Source organism: Stenotrophomonas sp. 107298_Sma, assembly GCF_056480345.1.
Window position 1 is genome coordinate 1,141,809 of the sequence record NZ_CM151094.1, and the last position, 15,289, is coordinate 1,157,097.

The following is a 15,289-nucleotide window of genomic DNA, read 5'->3' on the forward strand; positions in this document are numbered from 1 at the left end:
GTTCGTCTGCCTGCCGGCTCAGACGCTGAGGTGGTCGCCGCGGTCGAACAGCGCAGCCATTTCCGGCTTGCCGAGGAACACCCATGCATAGGCGGCCAGCGCTATGCCCAGCGGACCGGCCAGCACCGCCAGCCACGCCGCGCGCCGGCACCAGACCAGCCCGGTGCGGGCCGTCAACAGACGCGCGGTATGCAGCTGCACGAAGCCGAGCACGATGGCCAGCACGGCCATCGAGGCATAGACCGTGGTCAGCATCCAGGCATCGTCCAGCCCGCGCGAGTGGGCCACCCAGCCGCTGAGGCCGAGGAAGGCCACTGTGGCGACCCAATGGAAGCCGGCCAGCGCGTAGAACAGCACTTTCAGCGTCTGCAGATGGCTGGTCAGCTGCAGCTGCGCCAGGGTCTGCCGCGGCAGCGGCGGCGGATTGCCGGAGGCGGTCATGCGGCCGCGGCAGGCAGGTCGAAGGCGGCCTTGACCTGCGGGCGCAGCAGGGTGATCAGGCTGAACACCCCCAGCACGGTGCCGACTGGCGCGAACAGGCAGGCCAGGCCGGCCACGATCAGGCACAGCAGGTAGCGGCGGCGACGGGTCAGGCAGCGGCCGGCATAGGCCACGAACGCGCCCAGGGTGACGCCACCGAACACGATGACGCAGCCGATGATGGTGAACATCCAGCCGAACAGGCGTTGCTCCGCAGGCGACGACGGCTGGCCGCTGGAATTCATCGGCAGGTTGCCGGTGAGCGCGGCGATGCCCAGCACGATGTGGATGATGAAGATCAGCGAGAACAGCGCGATCAGGCCGCCGACCACATAGTGCGCGATGGCCAGCATGCGCAGGTGGTCGGCATCCTGCGCACTGAACACCGGTACCGTCGCCAGCGGCGGCGGCACCGGAGCGGGCGACAAGGGGGGCGTTGCGTCCATGCGGGCTCCTGGGTTGCCGGGATCAGCCGATGTGGACGCGCTCGGCGCCGTCAGCGGTGACCACTTGGCCGATGGTCCAGTGGTCCAGGCCCTGGGCCTGGACAGCCTCGGATACGGCATCGACCTGGTCCGCTGCGACGATCAGCACGAAGCCGATGCCGCAGTTGAAGGTCCGCCACATCTCGCTGTCGGCCACCGCGCCTTCCTTCTGCAGCCACTGGAACACCGGCGGCAGGGTCCAGGACGAGGCCTGGATGTCCAGGCCGAGGCCTTCAGGTACCACGCGGATGATGTTCTCGGTCAGGCCGCCACCGGTGATGTGGGCCATGCCGTGGATAGCCGCGCCGTGCGACTTCAGCAGCGACAGGATCGGCTTGACGTACAGGCGGGTCGGCGCCATCAGCGCGTCGACCAGCTTCACGCCGCCTTCCAGCTCCAGCTCGGCCGGGCGGCCGGCGCGGTCATAGATGCGGCGGACCAGCGAGTAGCCGTTGGAGTGCGGGCCGGAGGAGGCGATACCGATCAGCACGTCACCGGCGGCGACGCTGGCGCCGTCCTTCAGCTCGCTCTTCTCGACCGCGGCCACCGTGAAGCCGGCCAGGTCGTACTCGCCCGGGGCATACATGTCGGGCATTTCAGCGGTTTCGCCGCCGATCAGCGCGCAACCGGCCTCGGTGCAGCCGTTGGCGATGCCGCCCACGACCGCCGCGGCGGTGTCGATGTCCAGCTTGCCGGTGGCGAAGTAGTCCAGGAAGAACAGCGGCTCGGCGCCCTGCACCAGCACGTCGTTCACGCACATGGCGACCAGATCGATGCCGATCGTATCGTGGCGGTTCAGCTGGTGGGCCAGCTTCAGCTTGGTGCCCACGCCGTCGGTTCCCGACACCAGTACCGGCTCGCGGTACTTGTTGGAAAGGTCGAACAGGGCGCCGAAGCCACCCAGGCCGCCCATCACTTCCGGGCGGAAGCTGCGCTTGACCAGGGGCTTGATCCGCTCGACCAGCTCGTTGCCGGCGTCGATGTCGACACCCGCATCACGGTAGGTGAGGGGGGAAGGGGCGGAAGACGGGGTGTTGGTCACGGGCGTCGGCGCTGGCAGGGGTTGAACGGGCGATTTTAACAGGCCGCATTGGCGCAAAGGCCGTATTCGGGCAACAATTCCCCCGGATACGTCGAGCCAATGGATGTCCTGATGCGCCGCAGCCTGATTTTGACCCTGCTCCTTGCGCTGAGCCTGCCGGTGGCCACGATGGCCCAGAGCGGCCTTCGCACCGAGGGTGATGTCGCCACCGCCAGTGGCGCGTACGAGGCCGAAGTGCCCGTCAACAGCCAAGCCGAGGCCGATCGCAACGGCGCCCTGGCCCGCGCCCTGAGCGTGGTGCTGGGCAAGTTGTCCGGCGACCGCAACGCCATGTCCCGCCCCGGCGTGGTGCAGGCGCTGCGCAATGCCAAGGATTACGTGGCCAGCTACGACTACAAGCAGGACCAGAGCGTGGGCGCCGGCGGCGCCCCAAGCTTCCGGACGCTGCTGGTCGCCCGCTTCCGCGAGGATGATGTTGATTCGCTGGTGTCGGCGCTGGGCCTGCCGCTGTGGCCGCAGCCGCGGCCGAAGCCGGTGCTGTGGCTGGCCGTCGACGACGGCAGCGGCCCGCGCCTGGTCAGCGTGCAGCAGGCCAACGCCGCGCGCCCGCTGCTGAACCGCGCCATAGAACGCGGCTACAAGCTGGGCCTGCCCAGCGGCGGTGCCGCCGAGCAGGCCCTGGCCGGTGCCATCTGGCGCCAGGACAGCGCCGCGGTGGCCCGCGCCTCCTCGCGCTACTCGCCGCCGATGCAGCTGATCGGCAAGCTGTACCGCGCCAATGGCGGTTGGCAGGCGGACTGGGTGTTCGTCGACAACGGCCGTGAACTGAACAAGTGGACCAGCAAGGACGCCAACGCCATGCGCGCGATGGCCGCTGGTGCCGACGGCGCCGCCGATGCGCTGGTCAAGCGCTATGCCAAGGCCGGCGTGGCCACCGGCCAGGCCGGGACCTACCGCGTGGTGGTGACCGGCATCAACAGCGCCGACGACTACCTGCGCCTGGCCGCTGGCCTGCGCGAGGTGCCGGTGGTGCGCAACGTCACCCCGCTGCATGCCTCGGCCGGCCAGCTGGAGCTGAGCCTGGAGATGACCACCGGCCTGGCCGGCTTCAACCGCATGCTCGGCGACGGTGGCGTGCTGGTGCCGAGCGCACCGCTGCCGGCGCTGCCGACGCCCATCGATGACACCACCGGTACCCCGGTGGCCCCGCCTGTCAGCAACGAGTACCGCCTGCGATGACCCTGACCCCGGAAGCGGAAATCGCGCAGTTCCTGCGCCGGTTGAAGTACATCCTGTTCGCTGGCCTGATCGGCTGGATCGTCTGGCTGCTGGCCCCGATCCTGACTCCGTTCGTGCTGGCGTTGGCACTGGCCTGGCTGGGCGACCCGCTGGTGGACCGCATCGAGGCCACCGGCCGCTCGCGCATGACCGGCGTGGTGCTGGTGTTCGCGGCGATGGTGCTGGTGATCGTGGCGCTGCTGCTGGTGCTGGTGCCGATGATCGAGCGCCAGATCACCACCCTGATCGCGGTTGCGCCGCAGGCGCAGGCGTGGCTGATGGAAAAGGGCATTCCCTGGTTCGAGCAGAAGACCGGTCTGGAAGTGATGCAGTGGATGGATCCGGACCGCCTGATCGAATGGGTGCGCAGCCACTGGCAGCAGGCGGGCGGCTTTGCCACCACGTTCATGGGTTACGTCTCGCGCTCGGGCTTTGCGATGGTGACCTGGGTGGTCAACATCCTGCTGCTGCCGATCCTGGCGTTCTACTTCCTGCGTGACTGGGACAAGCTGGTCGAGCGGGTCGCGTCGGTGATCCCGCGCAACCAGATCGGCACCATCTCCGCACTGGCACGCGAATCCAACGAAGTGCTCGGTGCGTTCATCCGCGGGCAGTTCCTGGTGATGCTGGCACTGGGCGTGATCTATGCCGGTGGCCTGTCGCTGGTCGGCCTCAAGCTGGGCCTGTTGATCGGACTGATTGCCGGCCTGATCAGTTTCATTCCCTACCTGGGCGCGACTACCGGCATCCTGATGGCCATCGTCGCCGCGCTGGTGCAGGCGCAGGGCTTCGACCTGAAGCTGCTGATCCTGGTCGGCGTGGTGTTCACCGTGGGCCAGTTGCTGGAAAGCTACGTGCTGACCCCGCGCATCGTCGGCGACAAGATCGGCCTGCACCCGGTAGCGGTGATCTTCGCAGTGATGGCCGGTGGCCAGCTGTTCGGCTTCCTTGGCATGCTGCTGGCGCTGCCGGTGGCAGCGGTGACCAACGTGCTGCTGCGCTACGCGCACCAGCGTTATCGCCAGAGCGAGCTGTACGTGGGTGAGAAGCCGGCGATCGTGCTTGATGGCGTGGTCGATGCCCCCCATATCATCATTCCGAACGACAAGGGCCCCGACCTGAAGTGATGGGTGTGCCGCAACTGCCGCTGGCCCTGCATTACCCGAGGGACCAGCGCCTGGAGACATTCATCGGCGCGCCGGATGGCGCGCTGGCGCAGCTGCGTGCGATCGCGGTCGGCGCCAGCCACGATTGGATCTACCTGGAAGGCGCGGCGGGCACGGGCAAGACCCACCAGGCGCTGGCGATGTGCTCCAGCGCCGAGCAGGCCGGGCGACTGCCGACCTACGTACCGCTGGCCAGCGCCGCCGGCCGCGTACGCGCGGCGTTGGATGGGCTTGAGGCGCGCGAGCTGGTGGCGCTGGACGGCCTGGACGAGGTCGCCGGCAACCGCGAGGACGAGATCGCGCTGTTCGATTTCCACAACCGCGCGCGCGCTGCGGGCGTGACCGTGCTGTACACCGCGCAGAAGGCGCCGGAAGAACTGGGCCTGGTACTGCCCGACCTGCGTTCGCGGCTGGGCCAGTGCGTGCGTGTGCTGCTGCAGCCGCTGGACGAGGAAGGGCGGGCAGCGGTGCTGCGCGAGCGTGCGCTGCGGCGTGGCCTGGCCATCGACGAAGCGTCCATCGAGTGGCTGCTGTCGCACACCGGGCGCGAGCTGGGTGGGTTGATCACGCTGCTGGACTGGCTGGACCGCGAGTCGCTGGCGGCGAAGCGGCGGATCACCGTGCCGTTCCTGCGCCAGGTGCTGGAAGAAGGCCGGCCTCGTTACTGAGGTTGGGGTTTGCTTTGCAGGGCTGCGCCCTGCACCCGCCGAAGCCGAAGCAACGTCAACGTCAGAAGCTGGCTTTCTGAGGGGAGGCGGGGTGGCTCAGGTTGCGGGGGACGGCGCAAGTACGTCCATGTAGCCTCGGTCGCGCCATCCATGGCGCTCACGCCCCCGCAACCTGAGCCACCCCGCCTTCGACAGGTTCCCGCGATCTGCCGGAACTGCGTATTGCACTGCTGCTGGTGGGTGTCGACCTTGGTCGACACGTGTCTTGCTTGTGGTGGGTGACGACCGTTGGTCGTCACCAGAGCAAGCGCAGCGAAGCGACCCGCTTTTGCTTTTACTTTTTCTTTTTCGTGGCTGGACGCCCACGGAAACTGTCAGAGGCCGGGCGGGTGGGCCATGCAGGGGCGTTGGCGCCATGGATGGCGCCATCGAGCTTACAGGGACGTACTTGCAGCGTCCCCTGCATGGCCCACCCGCCCGGCCAAGCACGGCTTTTGATCTGAGCGTCCAACCACGAGGGGCTCAGCCGTTCGCTGCCAACTCAACATCCAACGCACGCAGGCGATCAACGGTGCCGACATCGGTCCAGCGCCCGCGATGGTGCTGACCGCTCATCAACCCCTGCGCCATGAAATGCTTCTGCAGCGGCACCACCGAGAACTTCGGCGGCATCCGCTCGCTGCCCGGCGCATCGCCGATCACCGTGCGCCAGTCGGCCACGACGGAAGGGCGATACACGCCGATGCCGGCATAGGTCAGGCACGGTCCTTCGCGGTCGTGGTGCAGCAGCCCCTGCGCATCGAGGCGGTAGTCACCTTCGGGGTGCTGAACCGGATTGTCGACCAGCACCAGGTGCGCCTGGCCCTGCGGCTCGCGCGGCAGCGTGGCGAAATCGAAATCGGTCCAGATGTCGCCGTTCACGACCAGGAACGGGGCGTCGCCCAGCACCGGCAATGCGTTGAGGATGCCGCCGCCGGTTTCCAGCGGGGTCGGCCCTTCGTACAGGAAATGCAGTTGCAGGCCCCATTGGCTGCCATCCCCCAGCGTCGCGGGGAACTGCTCGGCCAGCCATGCGGTGTTGACCACCACCTCGCGCACACCCAATGCCGCGAGGCGCTCCAGGTGCCAGACGATCAGCGGCTTGCCGGCCACTTCCAGCAGCGGCTTGGGCGTGTGCAGGGTCAGCGGGCGCATGCGCTCGCCCAGGCCGGCGGCAAAGACCAGTGCTTTCATCGGGCCACGCGCATCGGTGCCGCCAGCTCGGCCAGCGCCGGCTTGATGCGGTCTTCGAGCAGCAGCTGCAGCGGCGCCAGTTCGCGGTAGCGCGGCAGCACTTCATCCAGATAGGTGATGAAGCGCGGCGCGTCGTCGAGGTAATGGCCCTTGTTGTCGCGATAGCGCAGGCGGCAGAACAGGCCGAGGATCTTCACGTGGCGCTGGATGCCCATCCAGTCTGCATCGCGCAGGAAGGTGGCGCGGTCGGGCACCGGCAGGCCAGCGCTGCGCGCACGCTCGTGGTACTGCGCCAGCCACTCGTCCACGCGCTGCAGTGGCCAGCTCAGGAATGCGTCCTTGAACAGGCTCACCGCGTCGTAGGCGATCGGACCACGCACCAGGTCCTGGAAATCCAGCACCGCCGGACCGTCGTCGACCGGCATCAGGTTGCGCGGCATGTAATCGCGATGGGTCAGCAGCTGCGCCTGGCCCAGGGCGTTATCCATCAACCGGCGGTGTACCAGCTGCAGGCCTTCGATCTCGCCGCAGTCCAGCTCCAGGTGGAGGTGGCGCTGCAGGAACCATTCGTCGAACAGGCCGGCATCGCGTTGCAGCAGCGCTTCACCGAACTGGCCGAAGTCAGCCGGCACCGGGATCGCCTGCAGGCGCAGCAGCTGTTCGATCGAACGGCCGAACCATTCGTCAGCGTTGCGCTCGTCGAGGATCTTCGCCAGGGTCGGGCCGCCGAGATCTTCCAGCAGCAGGAAGCCGGCATCCAGATCCTGTGCCAGCAGCGCGGGCACGCGCAGGCCGTTGTCGTGCAGCAGGCCGCGCATGCGTAGCCACGGGCGCGGATCTTCCAGCCCCGGCGGGGCGTCCATCACGATGTGGCTGCCGCGCGTGCTGGTGGTGCGCCAGTAGCTGCGCATGCCGGCATCGACCGAAGCGCGTTCGACCACCGCACTGGAATCATCGAGCTGGGTACGGGCCCACTGCAGGCGCTGCGCGCTGCGCTGGGGATCGGAGGCGGGTTCGGTCATGCAGGCATATCCGGGCGCGCCGGGCGCGCCAACGTCGGCAACAGGAAAGGAAGGAGGGGCAGGGTCAGCGGCGACCGCTGAACAGGCGCAGGATCGCCAGCACGACGACGGCGCCCACCACCGCACCGAAGAAACCGGCCGGCTCACCGGCGGCGTACCAGCCCATGTACTGGCCGAACCAGCCGGCCAGCAGCGCACCGAGGATGCCCAGTACGATGGTCAGCAGGCAGCCCATGCGGTTGTTGCCGGGCATGAAGAAACGCCCGAGCAGGCCGACGAAGAAGCCGACCAGGATGATGTAGAGCCAGCTGCTGCTGCCGAACAGACCATTCATGCGTGCGATTTCCACCAAGAGTGGACGCAGCCTAGCAAGGCCAGGCTGCGTCCGTCACGGTGTGCCGGATTCAGCAGCAGCCGTGGTCGCCGTGGCGGGTGCCGCTGTCGGCAGCCACCGGCGAACCGCTGGTCTCGCCACGCAGGCTGGCGGCATAGTGCTCGCTGATCACCTTGGACACGCAGGACGTGACCTTCTTGCCCATCGGGATGTGCAGGAACTCGTTCGGGCCGTGCGCATTGGAGTGCGGGCCGAGCACGCCGGTGATCATGAACTGGGCGCCCGGGAATTTCTCACCCAGCATGCCCATGAACGGGATCGAGCCGCCTTCGCCCATGTACATCGCCGGCTTGCCGAAGAAGGCCTGGCTGGCGTCGTCGATGGCCTGGGTCAGCCACGGTGCCATGGCCGGGGCGTTCCAGCCGGTGGAGGCCTTTTCCAGGTCCAGGGTGACCTGGGCGCCGTTCGGCGGATCGCGCAGCAGGGCTTCCTTCAGCAGTTCGCCGCAGGTCTTGCCGTCGGCGGTTGGCGGCAGGCGCAGCGACAGCTTCACCGAGGTCTGCGGGCGCAGCACGTTGCCGGCCGATTCCAGTGCCGGCATGCCACCCACGCCGGTGACCGACAGCGCCGGGCGCCAGGTGCGGTTGAGCACCAGCTCGGTCAGGTCCTCGTTCATCGGACGCAGGCCGTCGACCATCGGGAATTTCTCGAAGATCTCGGTATCGACCACTTCGGCGGCGCGCTTGGCCTGCGCCTGGCGCTCGGCCGGAATTTCAACGTTCATGCCGTCGATCAGGATGCGGCCGGTGTCCTGGTCCTCGATGCGCGACAGCAGCTGGCGCAGCAGGCGGAAGCTGGACGGCACCACGCCGGAGGCATCGCCGGAATGCACGCCTTCGTTGAGCACCTTCACGGTGAAATTGCCGCCGGTCAGGCCGCGCAGCGAGGTGGTGCACCACAGCTGGTCGTAGTTGGCGCAGCCCGAATCCAGGCACACCACCAGCGACGGCTTGCCGATGCGGTCGGCCAGGTGGTCGACGTAGGCCGGCAGGTCGTAGCTGCCCGACTCTTCACAGGCTTCGATCAGCACCACGCAGCGGGCGTGCGGCAGGCCCTGGGCCTGCAGCGCCAGCACGGCGGCCAGCGAGCCGAAGATTGCGTAGCCGTCGTCCGCACCGCCGCGGCCATACAGCTTGTCGCCGCGCAGGACCGGGGTCCACGGGCCAAGGTCGTCGTCCCAGCCGGTCATTTCCGGCTGCTTGTCCAGGTGGCCGTAGAGCAGGATGGTGTCGTCGCCGGTTTCGGCGCCGGTAGCCGGGATTTCCAGGAAGATCAGCGGGGTACGGCCTTCCAGGCGGACCACTTCAACCTTCAGGCCGGGCAGCTGCTGGGCCTTGGCCCAGTTCTCCATCAGCGTGACCGCCTGTTCCATGTAGCCGTTCTGCACCCAATTGGCGTCGAACATCGGCGACTTGTTGGGAATGCGGATGTAGTCGACCAACTGCGGGACGATTTCGCTGTCCCACTTGTCATTGACGAATTGGCCGAGCTTGGCGCTGTCCATCTGAAACTCCGGTTGCATGGGCTGATCCGGCCATTCTACGCCTGTGGCCCGGGTAGGGTTTTTCCTACATCACGTCGGGTATTTGGCTGGCTTTTAGAAATCCAGGAAACCGATAGGCTGTGTGCATGTGGTGACGGACACTGTTCCTACCGACGGGATTGCCGGTCGGGACGGCCAGAATCACAAGGAGATACACGTCGTGCCTTGGAGTGTCGTGTTGAGGGCACTGGTGCTGGTCATGTGGATCGCTGGGGCGCATGCCGCCGAACCGATCGACATCAACCGCGCCGATGTCCAGGCGCTGCAGCAGGGATTGACGATGGTCGGAGCCGCCAAGGCCGAGGCGATCGTCGAGCACCGGCGCAGACACGGCCCGTTTCATCGCGTCGAGGACCTGACGCAGGTGAAGGGGATAGGGAAAGCAATCGTCGAACGGAATCGACAGCGGATCACCGTAGGCAACAGGTTGTTGCCGGCGGATCCGGTACCCGGATCGGTACCGGTGCGAACCGTACCCAGGCGTTGACAGCAGGAATCGTCGGAACCGGCAGGAAGCTGGTTCACCGGTCGCGGACAGGAAGGCCGTGACCACCGACCGCCGCAGGACGCGGCACCAATCACCAGGATGGTGGCATCACAGACCTGTGGAAGGGGCTGAGATACAAGCAGGACAGACGCGGCCGCGTGCAGGATGCAACGCTACCCCCACAGCGCAGGATGCGAGGGGGCGGCAGCAGGCCGACAAGGACGTAACGATTGCCCGGTACGACACATGGCTGTGTCGCCGGGCAGTTTCATTTCCGGCGCCTGGTTTTGCCGCGGCCACCACAGGCCGATGGTGTACGGTGGCCGCTCCGCATGGAAAGGACACCCGCTGGATGCTTCTGCACCGCCCCACCACCCTGATGCTCGCCCTTGCACTGGCGTTGCCGCTGCTGGCCCATGCCGCTGCGCCGGCGTCGGCTGCCAAACCTGCAGCTGCCGCAGCCAGCACCGCCGAAGTGCGCGGACCGACCGACCTGAAGCCGGGCGAGTACCTGTGGCATCCGGAAATCTCGCCGACCGGACCGATCGTGCTGGTGGTCAGCCTCGATGAACAGCGCGCCTACGTGTACCGCAACGGCATTGCCATCGGCCTGACCACGATCAGCTCGGGCAAGGCCGGGCACGAGACGCCAACGGGTGTGTTCACCATCCTGCAGAAGGACAAGGACCACAAGTCCAACCTCTACAACAGCGCGCCGATGCCGTACATGCAGCGGCTGACCTGGGACGGCATCGCCCTGCATGGCGGCAGCCTGCCCGGGCATCCGGCCTCGCACGGCTGCGTGCGGCTGCCGCAGGCTTTCGCGCAGAAGCTGTTCAGTGAAACCCAGCGCGGCGACACCGTGGTCGTGGCCGATGCCAAGAGCTCGCCGATGACCCTGGCCTATCCGTCGGTGCTGGCGCCGGTCAACGCGCGCGGCCAGGCCCTGCCGGAGACCGAGGGTGGGGCGCCGGTGCAGGCCTGGTGGAACGACAGCGCGGCGCCGGCGGGGCAGGTCGGCATCCTGGTCAGCCTGCACGACCAGCGCCTGTACGTGCTGCGCGATGGCGTGATGATCGGCGAGTCGCCACTGAAGGCCGACGCCCTGCCGGCCTTCCAGGGCACCACGCTGTTCGTGATGGGGCAGGGTTACAGCGACACACCCAGCCCGCTGGACGTGAACCAGCGCCTGCACCAGTGGACGGCCTATCCGCTGCTGGGCCAGGACCGTGCCCAGGCCACCCCGGACCTGCTGGCCACGCCCTCGCTGCCGATGGCGCTGCCGGCCGATTTCGCCCGCCAGCTGTACCAGGTGCTGGTGCCGGGCACGACCCTGCTGGTGACCTCGCTGCCGGCGGTCCGCCCAAGCCCGGCTGAATCCGGAATGCAGCCGGTCTTGGAATCCGAGCCGCCAGGGTCCACCCTCAAGGGCAACTGAGTCCCCCCTGTTGTGCCCATGACTGCATCCCGCCTGTGCCGGCTGGCCGCGTTCGGCCTGCTGGCGACCTCGGCCAGCGCCCCGGCGCTGGCACAGACGCCCGCCCTTGCCACCAGCGCCGATGATCTGGCTGCCTTGCTGTCGCGCAGTGCGCCCAAGGCCGACCGCCACGTGTTGCAGTTGGCGGCGCACGCCATGCGCTGCGCGCTGCAGCGGCCGGAGCTGGGCATCAATGGCGATCGCCTCAGCGTGATCGACTATTCGCGGCCGTCCACCGAGCCGCGCCTGTGGGTGTTCGACCTGGCCCACCAGCGCCTGCTGTTCGAGGAATGGGTGGCGCATGGCCGCAACAGCGGCGAGAACCGCACTGAGCACTTCTCGAACCGCGATGGCAGTTTCATGTCCAGCCTCGGCGCGTTCACCGCGCAGGAGACCTACATGGGCGGCAACGGCTATTCGCTGCGCCTGGCCGGGCTGGAACCGGGCTTCAACGACCGCGCGCGTGACCGAGCCATCGTCATCCATGGTGCGCCGTACGTGAACCCGGCTACCGCGCAGCTGCAGGGGCGGCTGGGCCGCAGCCTGGGTTGCCCGGCGGTGCGGCTGTCGGTGGCCAAGCCGCTGATCGATGCGTTGCGTGGCGGCACGATGGTGTTTGCTTACTACCCCGACCAGGATTGGTTGAAGCACTCGCAGCTGCTGGCCGGCGAGTGCGGTGGCCAGGGCACGCTCGCCACGCGGTGATGCACGACGGCGCGCGGCATGATGCAATGCGCGGATGAACATCGACTCCCTGCTGCACACTCCGAGCCAGGTGATCTCCAGCCTGGACTACCGCCGCGAACGTTGGCGGAATGGACTTGGCTGGACCCGCGAGATCCTGCGCCTGCCGGCGCAGGGCGATGACTGGGCGCTGCGCCTGTCGGTGGCCGAGATCGAGCAGGATGCCGCGTTCTCTGCCTTCCCCGGCGTGGAGCGTGAGCTGGTGCTGCTGCAGGGCAATGGTGTGCGCCTGCGCTTCGACGCTGGCCGTGTGGCCGAGGTGCTGCCACCGCACGGGCGCGTGCGTTTTGCCGGTGAGGAAGCGCTGCACGGCGAACTGGTCGATGGCACCACCCACGACTTCAACCTGATGTGGAAGCGCGAGCTGCTGCAGGCCGAGCTGCTGCACCGGCCGCTGGTGGGCGCCATGTTCTTCTTCTGCGAACCGGGTGTGGCCTGGGCGCTGCATCTGCTGGCAGGTCAGGCGGAGTTTGGTGCCGACAGTGGCCTGCCGGCGCTGCAAGCGGGCGATACCGCGTGGTTGGCGGCCGGTGAGCGGCAACGGCATGCGCTGCAGGGAGGCGGCGAGTTGTTGGCGATACGGGTCAGCGCGGCAATGGCGGCATGACCGTGTAGAGCCGAGCCGTGCGTGAATGCGGCCACCGACACCGCGTCACGGTGCGAACCAAGGTTCGCACCCACCAGAAGGCGGCGACCTCAATACACATCGCGCCGGTAACGACTGGCCAGCAGCAGCGCTTCCTTGCCCGGGGCACCCAGCACCTGCTCGATCACTGCATCCACCGCCGGGGCCATGCCCTGCAGGCTGCCGCAGACCAGGATCGTCGCGCCTTCATCGACCCACTGGCGAAGCGTTGCCGCTTCGGCCAGCAGCCGGTCCTGTACATAGCGGTGCGCGTCGCCATCGCGGCTGAACACCGCATCCAGCCGCGCCAGCCTGCCGTCGGCCAGCATCGCCTGCAGTTCTTCACCGAAGTGGAAGTCGTGCGCGGCGGTGCGCTCACCGAACAGCAGCCAGGTGCGCCGTGCACCATTGCGCGTGCGTTCGTGCAGGTGCGCGCGCAGGCCGGCGATGCCGGTGCCATTGCCGATCAGCAGCAGCGGCACGTCGGCGGCCACGCCGTGGAAATTGTCGTTGCGGCGCAGGCGCAGCTGCACCGCTTCTCCGATGGCTGCGTAGTCGCACAGCCAGCCGCTGCCGATGCCGGGCGTGCCATCGGCGCGCAGCTGACGGCGCAGCAGCAGCTCGACCGCACCGTCGGTCATCACCGAGGCGATCGAGTACTCGCGATGCGGCAATGGCTGCAGGGTCGCCAGCAACGCAGGCAGGTCGCCCGGTGGAACCAGCGAAGGCAGGTGCGAGCGTGCGACACGGGCCAGCAGTGTCTGCCCGTCATCCAGCATGGTGTCCGCATCGAATCGTTGTGCGTCCAGCCAGGCACGCACGGTGTGCGATGCATGCTGCGGACCAATCTCGGCGATGTCGCCGGCCTGCCATTGCACATCAACACCAACGGGTGGCTGCAGACGCAACCAGTACACCGGGCCGCCAGGGCTGCCCGGGTTCAGATGCTGGCGCTGCAGCAGCGACCACGGCTGATATTCGGCCGGACTCCAGTCGGGTAGTTCACTGGCGCCACCGCCGAGTTGACCCAGCAACTGCTGCCAATGACGCAGCGCCGCCGGATCGGCGTTGTCGACTTCGATCGCATCGAACAGCGGATGCGCACCGTGCTGGCGCAGCCACTGGTCGAGCTGGTGGCCGAATCCGCAGAAGTGGCCATAGCTGCGATCACCCAGAGCCAGCACGCCGTAGTGCAGGTGCTGCAGCGGCGGCGGTATGGTCATCACCCCGCGCAGGAAGGGCAGGGCATGGTCGGGCGGGTCCCCTTCGCCGGTGGTACTGGCGATGAACAGCGCGCGCTGGCTGCTGGCCAGCAGCGCCGTGTCCACTTCGTGCAGGCCGCGCACGCGTACCGGCAGGCCGGCAGCGCGCAGGGCCTCGGCGCTTCGCTCGGCCAGCTCACGCGCGAAGCCGGTCTGGCTGGACCAGACCAGCAAGATCGGTGGGGTGTCTCCGGTTGCGGCATCGTCGCGCGCGCGCCCGCGCCACCACAGGGCCGCGCAGGCCAGCGCATACAGCGCCGTGGCGAGCACTGCGATCTGCGATTGCCGCGCCGGCGGCGCGCCCTGCCACCAGGCCTCGCCCAGGTGCAGGCGCAACAGCACCCAGCCGATCACTGCCAGCAGGAACAGCACCAGAGCGTTGCCGAGCCACGCGCGCGACGGACGGGTGCTCATGCGCCCTGCTCGTCGAGCAGGTGCTGGAAGGCGCTGCTGAGGAATTCGCGTGGACCATCCGCTGCGCGTTGCAGGTAGCGCGCAGCCAGTCCTTCGCGCTCGGCCAGTGCCATGCCCGCGTCACGGCCGAGCACGGTCAGTGCCGTGGCCCAGGCATCGGCGTGCATCGCATCGTCGGCCACCACGGTTACCGCAGCCGCAACCTGGCGCACCGGTATGCCGGTACGTGGGTCGAGACTGTGGCTGTAGGCCTCGCCATCGGCCTGGTACTGATGCCAGCGATCGCCGGAGGTGGCCACCGCCTTGCCGTCCAGCGCCAGCACCCGTGGCGGGGTATCAGTGTGCGCGTCTTCTTCGGGTGCGGACTCCACCAGCACCCGCCACGGCTGGCCGTCCGGCTTGCGGCCGTAGCCGGCCAGTTCGCCGCCGACTTCGATCAGCGCAGCAGAGATACCCTGTCCACGCAGCCAGGCAGCGACGTGATCGACGCCGAAGCCCTTGGCGATAGCAGAGAGATCCAGTTCCAGCCCGCCCGGTTGCAGCAGCGCATCGTCCTGCCACTGCAAGCGCTGCCAACCGCAGCGATCGCGCGTGGCCTGCAGGCGTGCGGGATCGGGCTGAGTGCGTTCACCGGCGTGTGCGCCGAAACCCCACAGCGCCACCAGCGGGCCGATGGTGGGATCGAAGGCGCCGCCACTGGCGGAAGCGATAGCCTGTGCGCAGGCCAGAACGTGGCGGGTCTCGGCCGGCAGCACGCACCATTGGCCAGCGTCGGCGCGGTTGTAGCGGCTCAGATCCGAACCGTGTTCCCAGGTGCTCATCTGCGCGACCACCTCATCCAGCCGCGCTTGGATGCCGGCATGCAGCGGATGCAGGTCGCGCTGGGGCGGCGCGACCAGCGACACGCTCCAGGTGGTGCCCATGGTGGTGCCACCGAGGCGGGCGATGTCGAGCAGGAGATCGGTCATG

The 15,289-nt window shown here is 68.0% G+C and carries 16 protein-coding genes; 7 read left to right on the forward strand and 9 right to left on the reverse strand.

The annotated features are described in order from the left end of the window. Window positions 1-18: 18 nt before the first annotated feature. Genes ACZK2G_RS05465 through purM form a run of 3 tightly spaced genes read right to left on the reverse strand, consistent with a single transcriptional unit; the run spans window position 19 to window position 2,007 of the window. Window positions 19-441, reverse strand: a complete 423-nt coding sequence (locus ACZK2G_RS05465; RefSeq protein ID WP_337302100.1) for a hypothetical protein — start codon at window positions 439-441, stop codon at window positions 19-21. Beyond that, on the reverse strand, window positions 438-926 hold the full coding sequence (locus ACZK2G_RS05470; protein ID WP_046982519.1) for a hypothetical protein: 489 nt from the start codon (window positions 924-926) through the stop codon (window positions 438-440). Before ACZK2G_RS05470 ends, ACZK2G_RS05465 begins: the two co-directional genes overlap by 4 nt. Window positions 927-948: 22 nt before the next feature. Further along, entirely contained in the window at window positions 949-2,007 is a 1,059-nt protein-coding gene (gene purM / locus ACZK2G_RS05475; RefSeq protein WP_136640043.1) for a phosphoribosylformylglycinamidine cyclo-ligase, read from the reverse strand. Window positions 2,008-2,106: 99 nt separating this feature from the next. Here purM and ACZK2G_RS05480 point away from each other — a divergent pair, with 99 nt between their 5' ends. From ACZK2G_RS05480 to hda, 3 genes are read left to right on the forward strand one after another with little or no spacing between them, the layout of a single operon-like run. Further along, window positions 2,107-3,246, forward strand: coding sequence for a DUF2066 domain-containing protein (locus tag ACZK2G_RS05480; RefSeq protein ID WP_046982521.1), 1,140 nt, complete (start codon window positions 2,107-2,109; stop codon window positions 3,244-3,246). Further along, window positions 3,243-4,412 (forward strand): AI-2E family transporter, encoded by a 1,170-nt coding sequence (locus ACZK2G_RS05485; RefSeq protein WP_046982522.1) that lies wholly within the window; start codon window positions 3,243-3,245, stop codon window positions 4,410-4,412. The genes ACZK2G_RS05480 and ACZK2G_RS05485 overlap by 4 nt, the downstream gene beginning before the upstream one ends. Continuing rightward, window positions 4,412-5,119 (forward strand): DnaA regulatory inactivator Hda, encoded by a 708-nt coding sequence (gene hda, locus ACZK2G_RS05490; protein ID WP_046982523.1) that lies wholly within the window; start codon window positions 4,412-4,414, stop codon window positions 5,117-5,119. Before ACZK2G_RS05485 ends, hda begins: the two co-directional genes overlap by 1 nt. Window positions 5,120-5,641: 522 nt before the next feature. Here hda and murU read toward each other — a convergent pair. The 4 genes from murU to ACZK2G_RS05510 all read right to left on the reverse strand — a co-directional run bounded on the left by murU (window position 5,642) and on the right by ACZK2G_RS05510 (window position 9,272). Then, a complete protein-coding gene (gene murU / locus ACZK2G_RS05495; RefSeq protein ID WP_136638368.1) occupies window positions 5,642-6,352 on the reverse strand; it encodes an N-acetylmuramate alpha-1-phosphate uridylyltransferase MurU in 711 nt (236 codons plus the stop codon). Continuing rightward, a complete protein-coding gene (locus ACZK2G_RS05500; RefSeq protein WP_253079415.1) occupies window positions 6,349-7,374 on the reverse strand; it encodes an aminoglycoside phosphotransferase family protein in 1,026 nt (341 codons plus the stop codon). The genes murU and ACZK2G_RS05500 overlap by 4 nt, the downstream gene beginning before the upstream one ends. A gap of 64 nt (window positions 7,375-7,438) precedes the next feature. Next, on the reverse strand, window positions 7,439-7,708 hold the full coding sequence (locus ACZK2G_RS05505) for a GlsB/YeaQ/YmgE family stress response membrane protein (protein WP_088024918.1): 270 nt from the start codon (window positions 7,706-7,708) through the stop codon (window positions 7,439-7,441). A 70-nt stretch (window positions 7,709-7,778) separates the two neighbouring features. Further along, window positions 7,779-9,272, reverse strand: coding sequence for a M20 family metallopeptidase (locus tag ACZK2G_RS05510; protein WP_136638432.1), 1,494 nt, complete (start codon window positions 9,270-9,272; stop codon window positions 7,779-7,781). A 199-nt stretch (window positions 9,273-9,471) separates the two neighbouring features. Between ACZK2G_RS05510 and ACZK2G_RS05515 the strand changes: the two genes are divergently transcribed. The 4 genes from ACZK2G_RS05515 to ACZK2G_RS05530 all read left to right on the forward strand — a co-directional run bounded on the left by ACZK2G_RS05515 (window position 9,472) and on the right by ACZK2G_RS05530 (window position 12,626). Next, window positions 9,472-9,798 (forward strand): ComEA family DNA-binding protein, encoded by a 327-nt coding sequence (locus ACZK2G_RS05515; protein WP_253079414.1) that lies wholly within the window; start codon window positions 9,472-9,474, stop codon window positions 9,796-9,798. A 352-nt stretch (window positions 9,799-10,150) separates the two neighbouring features. Beyond that, entirely contained in the window at window positions 10,151-11,236 is a 1,086-nt protein-coding gene (locus ACZK2G_RS05520) for a L,D-transpeptidase (protein WP_136638370.1), read from the forward strand. An 18-nt stretch (window positions 11,237-11,254) separates the two neighbouring features. Continuing rightward, window positions 11,255-11,980, forward strand: coding sequence for a murein L,D-transpeptidase catalytic domain family protein (locus ACZK2G_RS05525; protein WP_012510304.1), 726 nt, complete (start codon window positions 11,255-11,257; stop codon window positions 11,978-11,980). 34 nt (window positions 11,981-12,014) lie between these two features. Further along, the gene (locus tag ACZK2G_RS05530; RefSeq protein ID WP_046987127.1) at window positions 12,015-12,626 is read left to right on the forward strand and encodes a HutD/Ves family protein; all 612 of its coding nucleotides are present in this window, start codon (window positions 12,015-12,017) and stop codon (window positions 12,624-12,626) included. An 89-nt stretch (window positions 12,627-12,715) separates the two neighbouring features. On the opposite strand, the gene ACZK2G_RS05535 is transcribed toward ACZK2G_RS05530, so the two are convergent. Together ACZK2G_RS05535 and ACZK2G_RS05540 are read right to left on the reverse strand one after the other, a co-directional pair. Then, window positions 12,716-14,320 (reverse strand): sulfite reductase subunit alpha, encoded by a 1,605-nt coding sequence (locus ACZK2G_RS05535; protein WP_478474873.1) that lies wholly within the window; start codon window positions 14,318-14,320, stop codon window positions 12,716-12,718. Next, window positions 14,317-15,288: an FAD:protein FMN transferase gene (locus tag ACZK2G_RS05540; protein WP_046987129.1), complete on the reverse strand. Its 972-nt coding sequence runs from the start codon at window positions 15,286-15,288 to the stop codon at window positions 14,317-14,319. Before ACZK2G_RS05540 ends, ACZK2G_RS05535 begins: the two co-directional genes overlap by 4 nt. Between the last annotated feature and the right edge of the window lies 1 nt (window position 15,289).